The sequence below is a fragment of the Agromyces seonyuensis genome (genome assembly GCF_009789225.1).
Classification (GTDB): Bacteria; Actinomycetota; Actinomycetes; order Actinomycetales; family Microbacteriaceae; genus Agromyces; species Agromyces seonyuensis.
The window spans coordinates 64,413-80,974 of sequence record NZ_WSTA01000004.1; the positions used below are offsets into that span (position 1 = coordinate 64,413).

A 16,562-nucleotide genomic window follows, 5' to 3' on the forward strand; every position below is an offset into this window, starting at 1 on the left:
GCCGACCCGAAGGAGCGCCCGTGAGCCCGAAACGACTCTTCCGCATCGCCGCGATCGCCGAGGCGGTGACGTGGGCGCTGCTGCTGAGCGCGATGGTCGCGAAGTACGGCTTCGGACAGGACTGGGCGGTCTCGATCGCGGGCGGCGTGCACGGCTTCGTGTTCCTCGCGTTCATCGCCGTCTCCGTGCTCGTCGGCGTGAACCAGCGCTGGAGCGTCGGCCGCATCGCGCTCTCCGTCGCGATGGCGATCCCGCCGTTCGCGACCGTGCCCTTCGAGATCGCGCAGATCAAGCGCGGCCGGCTCGAGGGCGACTGGCGGCGCGAGCCCGGCGAGGAGCCCGACCGGCTCGTCGATCAGGTGCTGCGGACGCTCCTCGCCAGGCCGCTCGTCACCGGCATCCTCGCGATCGCCCTCGTGGCGGCGGTCTTCGCGGCGCTGCTCGTCGTCGGCCCGCCCGGCGGCGGCGAGGCCTGACGCCGGTCGAGGAGCGACGCGTATCGGGACCGGGGGACGAGGTCTCGATACGCTCCTGCGTCGCTACTCGACCAGCGGGTCGCGTATCGAGACCCCGTGAGCCGCTCGCCCGGTCGCGATACGGCGCTGGGGCGCCGACTCGACCAACGGGGGAGGAGAATGGGTGCATGCCCATCCTGAACAAGGACATGCAGGTCTGCATCTCGCTCTCGGGGCGGCCGTCGAACCTCGGCACCCGCTTCCACAACTACCTCTACGACGAGCTCGGCCTGAACTTCGTCTACAAGGCGTTCACGACCGACGACCTCGAGGGGGCGATCCGCGGCGTGCGCGCGCTCGGCTTCCGCGGTGCGTCGGTGTCGATGCCCTTCAAAGAGGCCGTGATCCCGCTCGTCGACGAGCTCGAGGAGTCGGCGGCCGCGATCGACTCGGTCAACACGATCGTCAACGACGGCGGTCGGCTGACCGCCTCGAACACCGACTACGAGGCCGTCGCCCAGCTCATCGCCGAGCACGAGCTCGACCCGGGCCTCGACGTCGTCGTGCGCGGCTCCGGCGGCATGGCGAAGGCCGTCGTGGCGGCATTCCGCGGCGCCGAGTTCGAACACCTCACGGTGTACGCGCGCAACGAGGCGACGGGGCGCGCACTGGCCGAGAAGTACGGCTACGCCTGGACCGGCGAAGATCCCGAGCCCGGTCACGAGCTGCTCGTCAACGTCACGCCGCTCGGGATGTCCGGCGCCGACGCCGACGCGCTCGCGTACTCTCCCGCGCAGCTGGCCGCCGCGAGCGCGGTCTTCGACGTCGTGGCGTTCCCCGCCGAGACGCCGCTCATCCGTGCGGCGCGCGAGGCCGGGCTGCCCGTGGTCACGGGCGCCGAGGTCGTCGCGCTGCAGGCGGCTCGCCAGTTCGAGCGCTACACCGGCGTGGCGCTGACGCCCGAGCAGATCGCCCGGGCGTCAGCGTTCTCGCGCGCCGAGTAGCGGCTCAGGCCTGCGCGTCGACGTAGCGGCCGGGGGCCGCCGCGGCGGTGGCGGCGGCCGCGGCCGACACGTACGAGCCGACCACGGCATCCACCTCGACGTCGCCGCCGGCGTACGCGCCGCGCACCGCGGACACGGCCGCGCTCGTCACGTACGCGCCCTCCAGGCGGGCGAGCACCGACTGCGAGGCCGAGCCCATCGCCGCGGCGATCGGGTCGTCGGTCGCGGGCAGCGACAGCGCCGCCTGGATCTGTCCGGCCGAGCCCATCGCGCGCTGCTGCAGATCGAGCCCGTCGTCGAGCGGCAGGTCCACGGCGCTCACGCGGCGTCCGCTTCGCCCGAGGCTGCGGCGTAGCCGTCGCGGAGGATCGCGCCGAGGCTGGCGTCCACGTTCGTCCAGTACTGGAAGAACCGCTCGCGGATGTCGTCGACCGTGATGGCCTGCGCCTGGCCGAGCAGGGTCGCGTGGAAGCGCTCCTTCGACTCGGCCGAGTAGACGTCGCGGTAGAGCGAGCCGGCCTGGCCGAAGTCGTCGTCGTCGCGGTGCAGGGTCGCGGCCGAGCGCACGAGGGCGCCGTCGGACTCCCACGCGCCCTCGCCGGCCGCCTCGGCGGAGGCCGCCGGACCGCCGACCGAGTTCGGGGCGTAGACCGGCGCGCTCGGGGCGTTGAACGTGTACCGCGCCGCGCCGTCCTGCGAGTAGTTGTGCACCGGGGCGGCGTGCGGCGCGTTCACCGGCAGCTGGTTGTAGTTGGTGCCGACGCGGTAGCGCTGGGCGTCCGGGTAGCTGAAGACGCGGGCCATGAGCATCTTGTCGGGCGAGATGCCGATGCCGGGCACCGTGTTCGCGGGCGAGAACGCCGCCTGCTCGATCTCCGCGAAGAAGTTCTGCGGGTTGCGGTTCAGCTCGAGCGTGCCGACGGGGATGCGGGGGTAGTCGGCGTGCGGCCAGACCTTCGTGAGGTCGAACGGGTTGAAGCGGTACTCCTTGGCGTCCTCGTACGGCATGACCTGCACCGAGAGGTCCCACTTCGGGAAGTCGCCGCGCTCGATGGCGTCGTGCAGGTCGCGACGGTAGAAGTCGGCGTCGGCGCCGGCGATCGCCTCGGCCTCGTCGGCCTCGAGGCGCAGGTCGCCCTGCTGGGAGTCGAAGTGGTACTTCACCCAGAAGCGCTCGCCGGCGGCGTTGATCCACTGGTAGGTGTGCGAGCCGTAGCCCTGCATCTCGCGCCACGACTTCGGCAGGCCGCGGTCGCCCATGAGGTAGGTGACCTGGTGGGCCGACTCGGGCGAGAGGGTCCAGAAGTCCCACTGCATGTCGGCGTCGCGGAGGCCGGAGCCCGGCAGGCGCTTCTGCGAGTGGATGAAGTCGGGGAACTTGATGCCGTCGCGGATGAAGAACACGGGGGTGTTGTTGCCGACGAGGTCGTAGTTGCCCTCGGTCGTGTAGAACTTCAGCGAGTAGCCGCGGACGTCGCGCCAGGTGTCGGGCGAGCCCTGCTCGCCGGCGACGGAGGAGAAGCGCAGCAGCGTCTCCGACTCGGCGCCCGGCTGGAAGAGCGCGGCCCGCGTGTAGGCCGAGACGTCGTGGGTCACGGTGAACGTGCCGAACGCGCCGCCGCCCTTGGCGTGCACCACGCGCTCCGGGATGCGCTCGCGGGCGAACTGCGCGAGCTTCTCGACGAGGTAGCGGTCGTGGAGCGCCGTGGCGCCGTCGGCGCCCGCGGTGAGGGAGTGGGCGTCGCTGGCGACGGGAGTGCCGGTCTGGGTGGTGGTCGGTTCGGCCATGTCGTCCTTCTTCGGTCGTGGGCGTGGCGGTGGGTCCGTCCGCCTCCGGGGTCGACGACGAGACCCCTGCGGGGTCGTCGAGGATGCCCGGGCGCGGTCGACGTCGTGCGACGACGGCCGTGCGGTTCGCGGGCGCGCCGGATGCCGCCCGGTGCGGGCGTTCCGTTCCGCGGCTTCGGGTGTGCCGCGGGTACTGCGCTAGACGGTGCGGCTCCGGCACTCGCCGCAGAGGCCCCAGAAGGTGACCTCGGCCGAGTGGATCTCGAAGCCGTTCGTGGCGGACGGGGTGAGGCACGGGCTCTCGCCGATGACGCAATCGACGTCTTCGACGCGCTGGCAGCTCGTGCAGACGAGGTGGTGGTGGTTGTCGCCGATCCGGCTCTCGTAGAGGGCCGGGGAGCCGGCGGGCTCGATCTTGCGGATGAGCCCCGCACCCGAGAGCGCCGTGAGCACGCCGTACACCGCCTGGAGGGAGGTCGTCGGCAGCTCCTGCTGCACTCGTGCGAACACCGTGTCGGCATCGTCGTGCCCGTGACCCGAGAGGGCGTCGAGCACGGCGAGCCGCGGGGCGGTCACTTTGAGACCCGCCGAGCGCAAGCGCTCCGCGGTGCTCTCGTGCCCCGTGTTCGTCGTCATGCCACCATCCTACTCGGTTGTTTTGAATAGTTCAAAACAACTTGCCGAACCACTCGCGTGCACCACGCGCACGCGTGCCCGCAGGGGAGCGGATCGCGGGCCCGTCAGACGAGCGCGGAGACTCCCGTGCGGGCTTCGACCGCGCGCCAGAGGCGCGCACCTCGCTCGCGATCTCGCACCTGGGCCGTCGTGCGACCCCGCGCCGGTTCGCCGCGGGTGAGGAAGCGAGGACCCCAGTAGTCGCCGCCCTCCACCCCGATCGCGGTCGCGGCGTGGACCACCGCGCGGGCGCCGTCGTCCTTGCCCTGCGCCCACGCCTGGAGCGCGTCGGCGAACCGTTTGGACGTCGAGGGCTCGTTCACCCCGGGCACGCGCGGCGTGCGACCGCCGATCGAATAGCCGGGATGCGCGACGACGCTCGCCACCCGCGACCCGCGGGCGCGCAGCCGACGGTCGAGCTCGAACCCGAGCGTCTCCACCGCGACCTTCGAGCGCGCGTAGGCCTTCCACCCGGTGTAGTCCGACTCGAGCTCCAGATCGGCGAAGTCGAGTTCCTCGAACCGGGTCGACAGGGAACCGAGCCACACCACGCGCGGCGCCGTCCAGCGGTCCGCGGCCGACGCCTCGAGAGCGGGCAGCGCGCCGGCCAGCACCCGCTGGTGGCCGAGCACGTTCGTCGCGAACACGAGCTCGACCCCGTCGGGCGTCGTCTCGCGCCGCTTCGGCGTGTGCACGACGCCGGCGTTCAGCACGAGGACTTCGAGCGGGCTCGCGGCGAGCACGGCCGTGCCCGCCGACACCGCGGCGGGGTCGGACTGGTCCATGACGAGGGTGTCGAGCCGGGCATCCGGATGCCTCGTGCGGATCGCCCGCACGGCCGCGTCGAGCTTGCGCGGGCTACGGCCGGTGAGGGTCACGTCGAAGCCCTGGGCCGTGAGGCCGGCGGCCGTGAAGAAGCCCACGCCGGCGGTCGCGCCGATGACGGCGGCACGGCGGGCGGCGAGGTTGCGATCAGGTCGGGTGTCGGGCACGGTTCGACCCTATTGGCTGCCGCGATCGGCCGGCCCGCCGTTGTGGATCAGCTGCCGAAGCCGCTCAGGTGTCGGCGCCGCCCGAGCCGTCCCGTCCCGGGAACCCGGGGAACTCGCCGTCCTGGCCGCCGCCGGGGCCGCCCTGACCGGGACCGCCCTCCTGGAAGTCGCCGGGCGTGAACCCGCTCCGTCCCGGGCCGGAGTCGAAGCCGCCGCCGGTCGCGAACCCGCTGAGGAAGCCGATGCCCATGAGCAGCGCGCCGACGAGCACGATCCCGGTCACGACGGCCCACGTGCGTCGGTACCAGGGGCCGCTGCCGCGGGGAGCGGCGGCCGGCGCCGGCGGCTGATTCCAGTGTTCGGCGTACCCGGCCGGTCCCTCGGCCGGGTACTGGGTCGTCGACTCCGTCGGTGCGCTGCTCATGGGTGCGATGGTCGCCGACGTTCCCATCGATCGGCTATGCCCGGCCGAGGCATCCGGTGTGGATTCCCGCCCACGGAGCCCAGGAAACCGTTCGGAGAGGTTTCGCAACCGGGCGGCGAGCCGCCATGATCGAAAGGTGACCGAGCTGGGGGGCCCGGGCGGGGACGGTCGATCGCCCGACGAGAGCGCGCTGCGCGTGCTGCTCGAACGTCGTCCCGACACGATCGCCGAGGTCGCGCTGGCGCTCGGCATCGACGAGGCCGAGGCGGGTGCGGTCCTCGACCGGCTCGTCGCCGCGGAACGCGTCGGCTGGGACGGCGGCCGGCTGGTCTACCCGAGCCCGGCCCTGGTCGGCGGGCGCCGCGTCGGACGGCTGCTCGACGAGGCCCGGGCCCGGCTCGACGCCGTGGAGGGCGAACTCGCCGCGCTGCCGCGCCGCATCGACGAGTGGGCGGCCGGGCTCGACCCGGCGGGCGCCGCGTCGTCGCTGCAGATCGCCGATACCCTCGAGGACCTGGTCCGGCTCGCGCGACACAGCTTCCTCGAGCGCGACACCCGGCACCTGCGCATCATGCTCTCCGATCTCCGCCAGATGGGGGTCATCGGACCGCTGCAGGGCACCAACGAGGACTACCTGCAGCGCTCCGGGGTGCGCGCCGACGTGCTGGTGCCAGCCGGCGCCCTCGGCTCCCCCGCGGTGCTCCAGGCGGTGCTCGCGCAGCGCGTGCCGTCGGCGACCTACCGCAGCCACGTCGACGCCGCGCACTGGCTCGTCGTCGCGACCGACCTCGCCATCATCCAGGCGCCGGACGGGGGCGGCTTCGTGATCGTGCGCAACGCGGCGGTCGCGGCGGTGCTGCGCGACTACTTCGACGCGTTGTTCACGCGAGGCGCCGTGCTCGATCCCGACGACGCCCCCGACGCCCTGCTCGCCGGCCTCGCCGCGGGCCAGACCGTCGAGGCTGCCGCCGCTGCCGCGGGCGTCTCGGTGCGCACCGCCAACCGGCGCATCGCGCAGGCGATGCAGGAGTACGGCGCCGCGAGCCTCTTCTCGCTCGGCGTCGCCTGGGCGGGTCGCCCCCGTTCGGAGGGCTGACCGCGTCACGGCACGCAGGTCGCCGCGAACTTCGCGGCCGGACGCCGGCCGACGATCGCCGCGTACCGGTCGAACCCGGCGTCGACAGCCGCGCACGGCTGCGCCGGCCACGACCCGACCGGACGGTCGCGGACGAACATCGTCACCCGGGTCGCCCGCCCCGACGCCGTGTGCACGAGCTCGACGTCGCGCAGCCCCGGTCGCAGGAAGACGACGGACCGCCCCACGACGACGTCGGACTCGACGCTCGAGGAGACCCGCATGCCCGCGACCGGCCCGAGCGGGTCGCCGTACTGATCGAGGCCGACCACCTCCAGCCTGACGGGCTCCCCCGTCTCGACGAGCGCGGAGAACGTCGGCTCGAGCGTCGCGAGCCGCGAGCGCGGGTGATCCGCGGTCCCACCCTCCAGCGGCATCACCCGATCACCCGCGACGGCCGTGCCGTCGTCCGCCCCGGGCAGGTCGTCGGCGCGGGCCGCGACCGCCGCGAAGCCGAGCGCGCAGGCCGCCGCCACGACCGCGGCCGTACGGCGCAGCGCGCGTCGTCGAACCTCCGCCTGCATGCCGCCCCGCCCGTCGTCCGTGCTCGCCGATGAGACGCCCGACTCGGCCGGGAACCCGAGGACGTCGACTCTCATGCTGGAGCGTTCCGTGAGACTCCGCCAGGGGTTCGGGCGGCCACCGTGCGCCATGGCGGAAACCGGCCAGCCGGGTGCCGCGCCGCCGTCAGGTGGTGAGGCGCATCTGCAGCGCGTCGTGCGTCGGCAGGTCGCCGTCGAACCGCACGCCGCCGCGTTTGGGGCCGGCCGCGACGAGGTCGAGATGCATCGGGCACGGCGCGGGCAGGCGCGCGGCCGCCGCGGCCACGGCCGCCTCGAGCGCAGCGACGTCCGCGGTCGCGAGATCGACGACGACCGACGCCCCCGCGACGGCGCAGACGCGCGTCTCGGGCCGCGCCGCGAAGACCGCGGCGACGCGATCGAGTTCGCCCGGCATCGGGTCCAGCCGGAGGAGCGCTTCGACGGGGTAGCCGAGGACGGCGGGGCTCACGACCCCGCGGATGAAGAGGGCGCCGGCTGCGCTCGCCTGCTCGAGCCGGCTCGCGACCGTCGCAGTCGAGACTCCGAGCTCGCGCGCGAGCTGCTGCGCGGTCGCGCGCCCGTCCTGCCGGAGCGCGGCGAAGAGCGTCGTCGTCCCCTCGTCGAGATCGATCGGGGTGGCGAACAGGGAGGCGTGCTCGTCGACGTTGCCGAGGAGCTCGTACTGCTCGGACGTCAGCAGGTCGGGCCGCCAGCCGGAGGCCGTGCGGTGGTAACGCGAGATCTCGTCGAGCCGGTATCCCGTGATGCCCTCGATGGCGCCGAGACCGGCATCCACGAAGTCGAGCACTTCGCCGGAAGCGAGGAAGAGCTCGGCGTAGACGACGTTCTCGCTTGCGAGCACCGACACGCGCCCCACGTCCTCGCGCGCGGCGAGCGCCTCGCCGGTCGCCCGCATGGCCCCGGGCCGCACCCTCGCCCGGAGCGCGTGCGGATCGACGCGGAGCGGGCCGCGCAGGTTGGGCAGGGCGAGCACCCGCACGATCCCCTCGTCGAGGAGCCGAGCGCCGCGGCGGGCGACGCTGCGCTCCGGCTCGCCGAGCACCGTCGCGATGCGACGCCACGACGCCCGGCCGTTTCCGACGAGTGCCGCGGCGATGCGGCGGTCCAGGTCGTCCAGGAGCAGCGTCATGCCAGCATCCTCCCAGAGCCCGGACCGCCGCCCGGTCAGCGCTCCGAGCCCACGAAGTGCAGAATGCCGGCGTACGCCGCGCGCGTCCCGGTGATGACCGCGGAGCGGGCATTCGGCTTGAAGAACGGCGAGTGATTGGCGGCGGGCATCCCCCCGGCGAACTCCGAGACCGGCATCGAGCCGAAGCCCCAGAAGACGACCGGCACGCCGATCGCGTCGCCGAGGAGACCTGCGTCCTCGGAGCCCATGCCCATCGGCATCGAGATGACGGTGCCGGCGCCGAACTCCGCCTCGAGGGCGGCGGCGACCCCGGGCGTGAGGCCCGGGTCGTTGTAGAGCCGGGGGAACCGGCTGATCTCCTCGATGCGGGGCTCGCGCGCGCCGGACGCGGTCGCCTCGGCGGCGACGATCCGGCGGATCGCCGAGAGGACCTGCTCGCGCACCTCCTCGTTCGGCGTGCGCACGTTGACGGTGAACTCCGCCGTCTCCGGGATGATGTTCTCCTTCAGCCCGGCGTGGAAGGTGCCCACGGTCACAACCGCGGGGGTCTGGGGCGCGAGCTCGCGGGAGACGATGGTCTGGAGGCGCAGCACCATCGCCGCGGCCTGGACGATGGGGTCGATGGACTGCTCCGGCTGCGAGCCGTGCGCGCCCTTGCCGAAGACCGTGATGCGCCACGAGTCGGCGAGGCTCGCCATGTTCCCGGGGTTGAGGAAGGTGACGAGCTCGGGGGCGGGGCCGACGTGCTGGGCGAGGACGACGTCGGGCTTGGGCGCCTTGAGCCAGAGCCCGTCGTCGAGCAGTGCCCGCGCGCCGGCGGCCGTCTCCTCGGCCGGCTGGAAGATCAGCACGACCCGTCCGCTCCACTCGTCGCGACGTTCCACGAGGAGCTGTGCGACGCCGAGTCCGGCGACGATGTGGGTGTCGTGCCCGCAGCCGTGCATGACGGGCACCGCCTCGCCGCTCGGCAGCACGCCCGTCGCGGAGCTCGCGTAGTCGAGCCCCGTCTGCTCGAGGATCGGCAGACCGTCCGTGTCGGCGCGGAACGCGACGACGGGACCGTCGCCGTTCTCGACGACGGCGACGACGCCGGTGCCCCCGACGGCGAAGGGGGCGAGGCCCAGTTCGCCGAGCCGGGCCGTGATGTACGCCGCCGTCTCGGTCTCCGACGACGAAAGCTCAGGATGCGCGTGCAGGTGCCGGTAGCGCTCGACGTGTTCGGAGACGAACTCGTCGGAGAGCAGGTGCGCCGCCGCGGGGACGGCGTCGGGGTCGAGCGTCGCGGTCGCCGCGGCGCGGATGATCGCTTCGAGGGGGCTGCTCATGGTGTCGGTCGTTCCTCTTCGGTGTTCGTTCGTGCTCGGCGCCGGGCGGGTTCGGGCCGCCCGGCGCGACGGCTCAGTTCGATTCTGCGACGCCGACGGGCTCCGGCGCTTCGTCCGTCTGCTTCGTCTTCGGCTTGATCAGGAACGACAGCAGCTGCGGGACCATCGCGCCGAACACGGCGGGAAGGATGAACGTCTGCACGGTCTGGATCAACTCGGCCGGGATGAGGCTGAGCAACCAGGTGCCGAGCAGGCCCACGAGGAGGACGAGCGACGCGATGTGCACGATGACGGCGCCGATGATGGCCGACCCGGAGATGAACTCGGCTCGCTTCGTGCCGGGCCGTGCACCGAGCTTGTTCTGGGCGACGATGCTCGCCGGGAGGAGCTTGTTGCCGATGTTGCCGATCATGAAGGCCTGGTACATGGCCGACTTGCCGAGGATCGGGTAGTACATGATCGGCTCGACGATCGCTCCGACGCCGAGCAGCAGGGCGACGGCGCCGACGGCCGTCCAGAACTCGCCGGCGGTGACGCCGAGGCCGGTGCCGAAGGCCATGAAGAGGGCGGCCGCGATCGTGACCACGAGGCCGAGGCCGAGGGTGATGGGACCCCAGATCGAGGTCGTGCGGTCGAACTCCGCGATGCTGCCGCGTGCGGGAGCCGAGGTGCCGTGTGCCATGGAATGCGCCTTTCCGTTGCTTCGTCCGGGGAACCGGCTCAGGCGGCCGCGGCCACGCCGGCGCCGATGAGGAGGGAACCGAAGATGGCGATGCCGAGCCCCCACTCGCGCAGCCAGTGGATGCCCCACTTGGTCGCGATGAGGAGGCAGGCGCCGCCGATGATCGCACTCGCGACGAGCACGATGCCGTTGACCGGCGACTTGCTGACCTCGCCGAAGATGAGGAAAGCGAAGGCGAGCGGCAGCACCACCAGCGGGGCGATGGAGAGGACCTTGCCGACCTTGGGGCTGGTCTTGCGCAGGGCCGTGCTCGTCGTGTTGAAGAGGGGCGTGATGATGAGGGCGGCCGTCATCCAGAGCACGCCGAGCACGCACATCGAGGCGAAGGAGATCGCGAAGACCTTGGCCGTGTAGTCGTCGCCGCCGAGGGAGGCGCCGACGGTCGAGGCGCCGATGCCGGCCGCGGCGACGTCGTAGGGGGCCGAACCGACGAGTCCGATGCGGGCGAGCACGGCCGGCGTGCCGAACAGCGGCAGCAGCGACAGTGCGACGAGGGCGACGGCGAGCGAGGGCCCGATCGCGGCGATCGCGCCGGTCTTGACCGCCTGCGACACCTCCTGCTGCGTCAGTTCCGCAGCCTCGGCCGAGCGGCGGATCGCGCGGAGGTAGATCGTCGATTGCAGGATGATGACGGCGAAGACCGCCACCGCCAGCCCCCACAGCACCGGGTGGAACGCGACATCGTGCAGTTCGCCGGCGGCGAGGTGGACCACAGCCATGGGGACTCCGTTTCGGGATGACCGTTTCGGTCAAGTGGATGGGACTGTACGGCCGATATAGCGGTTCCGCTAGTCCGGATTGGCTGAGATTTAAACAATTGCGCGTTTCGTGCGACGATCAGCGCTGTGAACATCGCGTAACGCCGGCCACGGCGGCGCGATCCCGGAACGAAGGAGTTTCCACATGCCCCGACCCGCCTTGCGCCGGCTCGCCGCCCTCGCTCTGACCGTCGGCGCGCTCGCCGCCGGCTCCCTCGCCTCGACGCCCGCCGCCCTTGCCGCCCCCGCGACCGCAGACCGTGCCGGCGCGCAGCACGCCGACCACGGCTCGTCGCGGCACGACGTCGGCGACCGCGACGGCCGCGGCGGCGACTGCCGCCGCACCCTGCCGACCGGCACCTCCGACCTCGCCGTCGCGTTCGGCGGCGCCGACACCGTCGTGCGCGTCCACGTCCCCGCCGCGAACGCCCGCCGCGAACTGCCCCTCGTGCTCGATCTGCACGGCTCCAACAACAACGGCGACCTCCAGGCGCAGGTCTCGGGCCTCGACGCGGTCGCCGACAGCGAGGGCTTCATCGTCGCCGAGCCCACCGGCGCCCTCGCCTTCCCCGCGACGCTGCCGGGCGGCAACTGGGCCTGGAACGTGCCGGGCGTCCCCCTCACCTCCGGCAACGTGCCCGGCACCGACGCCCGCGACGACGTCGCCTACCTCACCGCCGTCGTCGACGCGATCGACGCGGCCGGCTGCGTCGACGACGACCGGGTCTACGGCACCGGCTACTCGGGCGGCGCCCGCATGGTCTCCGCCGTCGCCTGCTCCGGCTCCGGCTCCGACCTGTTTGCCGCGATCGCCCCGGTCGACGGCGTGCGCTACGGCCGCGCCGACACGTCGGACCTCGGCCGCATCGCACGCGGCACGTGCGACCCCGACGAGGCGACGCCGGTCATCGCCTTCCACGGCACCGCCGACCCCGTGAACCCGTACGACGGCAACACCGACCCCCGCTGGGGCTACTCGGTCGACACCGCGCTGGCGGCGTGGGCCGATGAGAACGGCTGCCGCCGCACGCCGACCTCGAAGTCCGTGAGCGACGAGGTCACCCGGGTGAGCTGGACCCGCTGCGACGACGGCGCCGACGTCGTGCTCTATCGCGTCGCCGGCGGCGGACACACCTGGCCCGGCAGCCCGATCGACATGGGCACGTTCGGAATGGGCGCGATGACGACCGACATCACCGCGTCGCAGCTCATGTGGGACTTCTTCGAGCAGCACGCCCGGTGATCTGGGGCGGGGCGGCGTCCGCGGCCGCCGCTCCGTCCGTTCGCCTGGTCGAGGGTCCTGCGAAAAAATCAGCCGATCCGCTCGAGCTTCGGCTGCGCCGCCCGGACGGCCGCCGGGAATCGCCCGGGTAGACTCGAGCGGTCAGGCATCCGCCGCCGCGAGGCATCCTCGACGGCCTGTTCTGGAGTGCGCCACTCGTGACCGAAAATCCCACCGCCGTCAGCTCTGCCATCGACACCGTCGAGGTCGCCGCCGCCACCCCCGAGAAGGAGCAGCCGTACGCCGCGCTGGGCTTGAAGCCCGACGAGTACGAGCGCATCCGCAACATCCTCGGGCGACGCCCGACGAGCGCCGAGCTCGCGATGTACTCGGTCATGTGGAGCGAGCACTGCTCCTACAAGTCCTCGAAGCAGTACCTGCGCCAGTTCGGCAAGAAGGTCACGCCCGAGATGAAGCAGAACCTCATGGTCGGCATGGGCGAGAACGCCGGCGTCATCGACATCGGCGAGGGCTGGGCCGTCACCTTCAAGATCGAGTCGCACAACCACCCGAGCTACATCGAGCCCTTCCAGGGCGCTGCGACCGGCGTCGGCGGCATCGTGCGCGACATCATCTCCATGGGCGCGCGCCCCGTCGCCGTCATGGACGCCCTCCGCTTCGGCGCCATCGACCACCCCGACACGGCTCGCGTCGTGCACGGCGTCGTCAACGGCATCAGCTTCTACGGCAACTGCCTGGGCCTGCCCAACATCGGCGGCGAGACCTGGTTCGACCCGACGTACCAGGCGAACCCCCTCGTCAACGCCCTCGCCGTCGGCGTGCTCCGCCACGAGGACCTCCACCTCGCCAACGCCCGCGGCGCCGGCAACAAGGTCGTGCTCTTCGGCGCCCGCACCGGCGGCGACGGCATCGGCGGCGCGTCCATCCTCGCCTCCGACACCTTCGCCGAGGGCGGCCCGACCAAGCGCCCCGCGGTGCAGGTCGGCGACCCCTTCGCCGAGAAGGTGCTCATCGAGTGCTGCCTCGAGCTCTTCGCGAACGACCTCGTCGAGGGCATCCAGGATCTCGGCGCCGCCGGCATCTCCTGCGCCACGAGCGAGCTCGCCTCCAACGGCGACGGCGGCATGGCGATCGTGCTCGACGACGTGCTGCTGCGCGACCCGCGGCTCACGCCCGAGGAGATCCTCATGTCGGAGTCGCAGGAGCGCATGATGGCCGTCGTGCGTCCCGAGAAGCTCGAGGGCTTCCTCGAGGTCGTGCACAAGTGGGACGTCGAGACGAGCGTGCTCGGCGAGGTCACCGACACCGGCCGCCTCTCGATCACGTGGCGCGGCCAGGAGATCGTCAACGTCGACCCGCGCACGGTCGCCGTCGACGGCCCCGTCTACGACCGCCCCGTCGCGCGTCCGGCGTGGCTCGGCGCCCTCCAGGCCGACACCGCCGCGAACCTGCCCCGCCCGACCGGCGGCGACGAGCTCCGCGGCCAGTTCCTCGGGCTCGTCGGCTCGGCCAACCAGGCGGATGCCTCGTGGGTCACGAACCAGTACGACAAGTACGTGCTCGGCAACACGGCCCTCAGCTACCCCGACGACGCCGGCATGATCCGCGTCGACGAGGCATCCGGGCTGGGCGTCTCGATCGCGACCGACGCCAACGGCCGCTACTGCCAGCTCGACCCGCGCGAAGGCGCGAAGCTCGCGCTCGCCGAGGCGTACCGCAACGTCGCCGTCACGGGCGCCGTGCCGGCCGCCGTCAGCGACTGCCTGAACTTCGGCTCCCCGGAGAACCCCGAGGTCATGTGGCAGTTCGCCGAGGCCGTCGACGGCCTCTCGGACGCGTGCCTCGAGCTCGGCATCCCCGTCACCGGCGGCAACGTGTCGTTCTACAACCAGACCGGCGACGTGCCGATCCACCCGACGCCCGTCGTCGCCGTGCTCGGCGTCATCGACGACGTCGCCCGCCGCATCCCCTCGGGCTGGCAGGACGACGGCCACAACATCTACCTCCTCGGCGACACGTCGCTCGAGCTCGACGGCTCGGCGTGGGCGGGCCTCGTGCACGACCACCTCGGCGGCCTGCCCCCGAAGGCGAACCTCGGCAACGAGGCGACGCTCGCGAGCCTGCTGCACGGCGCCGCGCTCGACGGGCTCATCGACTCCGCGCACGACCTCTCCGACGGCGGCCTCGCGGTCGCCCTCGCCGAGGCCGTCTCGCGCTTCGGCGTCGGCGCCCGCGTCGTGCTCGACGCCGTGATGCAGGACGGCGGCATCGACGCCGCGACCGCGCTCTTCTCGGAGACGCAGGGCCGCGCGATCGTGACCGTGCCCCGCGAGGACGACGTGCGCTTCCAGGCCATGTGCGACGCGCGCGGCTACCCGGTGCGCCGCATCGGCGTGACCGACGCCACGAGCGGCTCGCTCGAGGTGCAGGGCCTGTTCTCGGTCTCGATCGATGAACTGCGCAGCACGAACCGCGCCCCGCTCGCCGACGCGTTCGGCCCGGTGCTCGGCCAGTAACCCCTTCCGTCGGTCGAGTCGCGAAACCCGTCGTCGGTCGAGTCGCGAAACCCGTCGTCGGTCGAGTCGCGAAGCCCGTCGTCGGTCGAGTCGCGAAGCCCGTCGTCGGTCGAGTAGCGAAGCGTATCGAGACCTGGTGAGTCGTCTCACGGGGTCTCGATACGCTCGCTGCGCTCGCTACTCGACCAGCGGGTTCCCTCGACCAGCGGGCGCTGCGCCAGACTCGACGCATGGATGACTCCGCGCGCCAGCACTACTCCGCCGAGTACGCGGCACGGCACGGCGACTTCGCGCTGATCCCGGCGGCCTACGCGTTCCTCCTCGACGGGGACCGCGTGCTCCTGCAACTGCGCTCGGGAACCGGGTACTACGACGGCTGGTGGGGCGCCTCGGCGGCCGGGCACGTCGAGCGCGGCGAGTCGGCCGTCGACGCCGCGCGGCGCGAGGCCGCCGAGGAGATCGGCGTCGCGATCGACGCGGACGCCCTCGTGCCGCTGACGACGGTGCACCGCACGGGCTCGGGCGGTCCGGCCGACGAGCGGGTCGACTTCTTCTTCGCCTGCCGGAGATGGAACGTCGTGCCGGTGCTGCTCGAGCCCGAGACCGCAGCCGACCTGCGCTGGTTCCCGCTCGACGCCTTACCCGAACGCGTGGTGCACCACGAGCGGTTCGTGCTCGAGGCCGTCGCCGCGGGCGCGGCGCCGCCGATCGCGGCGTTCGGGTTCGCTGCGCCGGATGCGACCGCCGAGGCCGCCGAGTCCGGCCCGGTGCCCCCGGCGACGACCGCGGACGGCGACGACGACCTCGTCTACGGCGGCGCCGACACGAGCGACCTCGACGACCTCATCGCGTTCTGGCTCACCGCCGCCGAGAACGGCTCGCGCCCCGTCGACACTCCGGCGGCGGTCGGCCGGCTGATCGGCCGCGACCCCGATGCCGTCATCGTCGCCCGTCGCGGCGGGCGCATCGTCGGCACGATCATCGCCGGCTTCGACGGCTGGCGCGCCCACCTGTACCGGCTCGCGGTCGACCCGGCCGAGCGCCGCCGCGGCGTCGGCCGCGAACTGCTGCGCCGTGCCGAGGAGCGGCTCGTCGCCCTCGGCGTGACGCGCATCGACGCGATGGTGCTCGACGACAACGACCTCGGCCGCCGGCTCTGGACCGCCCTGGGCTACACCGAGCAGCTCGACTGGCGGCGCTGGGTGCGCACGCCCTGACGGCTCGCCCGCGATGGATGCCGCGACGGCGCGGACCCGTCGGGCCGGCCAGTCGTGCCAGCCAGTCGGGCCGCGCCCGTCAGGCCCCGCCCGGCGGGTCGACGAGCAGGCCGACACGGTCGCGCAGGTACGACGCGAAGTCGGCGACGGCCGCGGGCTGGTTCGGGCTCCACCGCACGAGCACCCGGCCGCCCTGCACGACGAGGGGCCCGGACGAGCCGCCCGCGGCGAGCGCGGCCGCGTCGATGGGCGCCGCGTCGAAGACGACGGTCTCGCCCTCCGCATAGCCGCCCTTGACGGCCGCGGCGCGGTAGGCGCGGTGCTCGGCGACGGATTCGGCCGTGACGCTCTTGCGCACGGGACGCTCGGCGCGCACGACCCGGCCGGTCGCCCGGAGCCCGCCCTCGGCGTCGAGGAGCAGCACCCCGAGCCGCCAGACGCGGCCGAGCGGACGCATCCGCGGGGCGAACGGCAGCCCGAGGCGGCGCCGGGCGGGCACGAACTCGGCGAGCGCCTCGTCGCGCGCGCCGGCTTCGCGGAGCCGCGCGGCGGCCTCCCGGGCCAGTGCGAGGGCGGCGTCGACGGGAGCGGCCTCG

Annotated in this window: 17 protein-coding genes; 6 read left to right on the top strand and 11 right to left on the bottom strand. The window is 72.9% G+C overall.

The window, feature by feature from the left end; translation table 11 throughout:
- Positions 1 to 20: 20 nt before the first annotated feature.
- Positions 21 to 476, top strand: coding sequence for a DUF3817 domain-containing protein (locus tag GB864_RS01845; RefSeq protein WP_160422650.1), 456 nt, complete (start codon positions 21 to 23; stop codon positions 474 to 476).
- A 167-nt stretch (positions 477 to 643) separates the two neighbouring features.
- Entirely contained in the window at positions 644 to 1,459 is an 816-nt protein-coding gene (locus tag GB864_RS01850) for a shikimate 5-dehydrogenase (protein ID WP_160422652.1), read from the top strand.
- Positions 1,460 to 1,463: 4 nt separating this feature from the next.
- Here GB864_RS01850 and GB864_RS01855 read toward each other — a convergent pair whose 3' ends face one another.
- The 5 genes from GB864_RS01855 to GB864_RS01875 form a co-directional block, all read right to left on the bottom strand.
- Positions 1,464 to 1,781 (bottom strand): hypothetical protein, encoded by a 318-nt coding sequence (locus tag GB864_RS01855; RefSeq protein ID WP_160422653.1) that lies wholly within the window; start codon positions 1,779 to 1,781, stop codon positions 1,464 to 1,466.
- Entirely contained in the window at positions 1,778 to 3,247 is a 1,470-nt protein-coding gene (locus GB864_RS01860) for a catalase (RefSeq protein WP_160422654.1), read from the bottom strand. The genes GB864_RS01855 and GB864_RS01860 overlap by 4 nt, the downstream gene beginning before the upstream one ends.
- Before the next feature lie 198 nt (positions 3,248 to 3,445).
- Complete coding sequence (locus tag GB864_RS01865; protein WP_160422655.1) at positions 3,446 to 3,883, bottom strand: Fur family transcriptional regulator; 438 nt, start codon at positions 3,881 to 3,883, stop codon at positions 3,446 to 3,448.
- Between the two features lie 104 nt (positions 3,884 to 3,987).
- Positions 3,988 to 4,914 carry an SDR family NAD(P)-dependent oxidoreductase gene (locus GB864_RS01870; RefSeq protein ID WP_160422656.1) on the bottom strand — a complete coding sequence of 309 codons (927 nt, stop codon included), beginning with the start codon at positions 4,912 to 4,914 and terminating at the stop codon, positions 3,988 to 3,990.
- Positions 4,915 to 4,978: 64 nt separating this feature from the next.
- Positions 4,979 to 5,338: a hypothetical protein gene (locus tag GB864_RS01875; protein ID WP_160422657.1), complete on the bottom strand. Its 360-nt coding sequence runs from the start codon at positions 5,336 to 5,338 to the stop codon at positions 4,979 to 4,981.
- 136 nt (positions 5,339 to 5,474) lie between these two features.
- Between GB864_RS01875 and GB864_RS01880 the strand changes: the two genes are divergently transcribed.
- Complete coding sequence (locus tag GB864_RS01880) at positions 5,475 to 6,434, top strand: hypothetical protein (RefSeq protein WP_160422658.1); 960 nt, start codon at positions 5,475 to 5,477, stop codon at positions 6,432 to 6,434.
- A 5-nt stretch (positions 6,435 to 6,439) separates the two neighbouring features.
- On the opposite strand, the gene GB864_RS01885 is transcribed toward GB864_RS01880, so the two are convergent.
- The 5 genes from GB864_RS01885 to GB864_RS01905 all read right to left on the bottom strand — a co-directional run bounded on the left by GB864_RS01885 (position 6,440) and on the right by GB864_RS01905 (position 10,951).
- Positions 6,440 to 7,072, bottom strand: coding sequence for a hypothetical protein (locus GB864_RS01885; protein WP_160422659.1), 633 nt, complete (start codon positions 7,070 to 7,072; stop codon positions 6,440 to 6,442).
- 88 nt (positions 7,073 to 7,160) lie between these two features.
- On the bottom strand, positions 7,161 to 8,165 hold the full coding sequence (locus GB864_RS01890) for an Lrp/AsnC family transcriptional regulator (RefSeq protein ID WP_160422660.1): 1,005 nt from the start codon (positions 8,163 to 8,165) through the stop codon (positions 7,161 to 7,163).
- A gap of 35 nt (positions 8,166 to 8,200) precedes the next feature.
- Positions 8,201 to 9,490, bottom strand: a complete 1,290-nt coding sequence (locus GB864_RS01895; RefSeq protein ID WP_160422661.1) for an amidohydrolase — start codon at positions 9,488 to 9,490, stop codon at positions 8,201 to 8,203.
- 73 nt (positions 9,491 to 9,563) lie between these two features.
- Positions 9,564 to 10,172, bottom strand: a complete 609-nt coding sequence (locus GB864_RS01900) for a hypothetical protein (RefSeq protein ID WP_160422662.1) — start codon at positions 10,170 to 10,172, stop codon at positions 9,564 to 9,566.
- 38 nt (positions 10,173 to 10,210) lie between these two features.
- On the bottom strand, positions 10,211 to 10,951 hold the full coding sequence (locus GB864_RS01905; protein ID WP_160422663.1) for a DUF5058 family protein: 741 nt from the start codon (positions 10,949 to 10,951) through the stop codon (positions 10,211 to 10,213).
- A 184-nt stretch (positions 10,952 to 11,135) separates the two neighbouring features.
- Here GB864_RS01905 and GB864_RS01910 point away from each other — a divergent pair, with 184 nt between their 5' ends.
- The 3 genes from GB864_RS01910 (at position 11,136) to GB864_RS18885 (ending at position 15,966) form a co-directional block, all read left to right on the top strand.
- Positions 11,136 to 12,233 carry a CE1 family esterase gene (locus tag GB864_RS01910; RefSeq protein WP_160422664.1) on the top strand — a complete coding sequence of 366 codons (1,098 nt, stop codon included), beginning with the start codon at positions 11,136 to 11,138 and terminating at the stop codon, positions 12,231 to 12,233.
- A 197-nt stretch (positions 12,234 to 12,430) separates the two neighbouring features.
- Positions 12,431 to 14,749, top strand: a complete 2,319-nt coding sequence (purL, locus tag GB864_RS01915; protein WP_160422665.1) for a phosphoribosylformylglycinamidine synthase subunit PurL — start codon at positions 12,431 to 12,433, stop codon at positions 14,747 to 14,749.
- Between the two features lie 230 nt (positions 14,750 to 14,979).
- Positions 14,980 to 15,966: a GNAT family N-acetyltransferase gene (locus tag GB864_RS18885; protein ID WP_160422666.1), complete on the top strand. Its 987-nt coding sequence runs from the start codon at positions 14,980 to 14,982 to the stop codon at positions 15,964 to 15,966.
- A gap of 79 nt (positions 15,967 to 16,045) precedes the next feature.
- Here GB864_RS18885 and GB864_RS01925 read toward each other — a convergent pair.
- Positions 16,046 to 16,562, bottom strand: a 517-nt coding sequence (locus GB864_RS01925) for a hypothetical protein (protein WP_336603836.1), incomplete at its 5' end; no start/stop codon positions are given.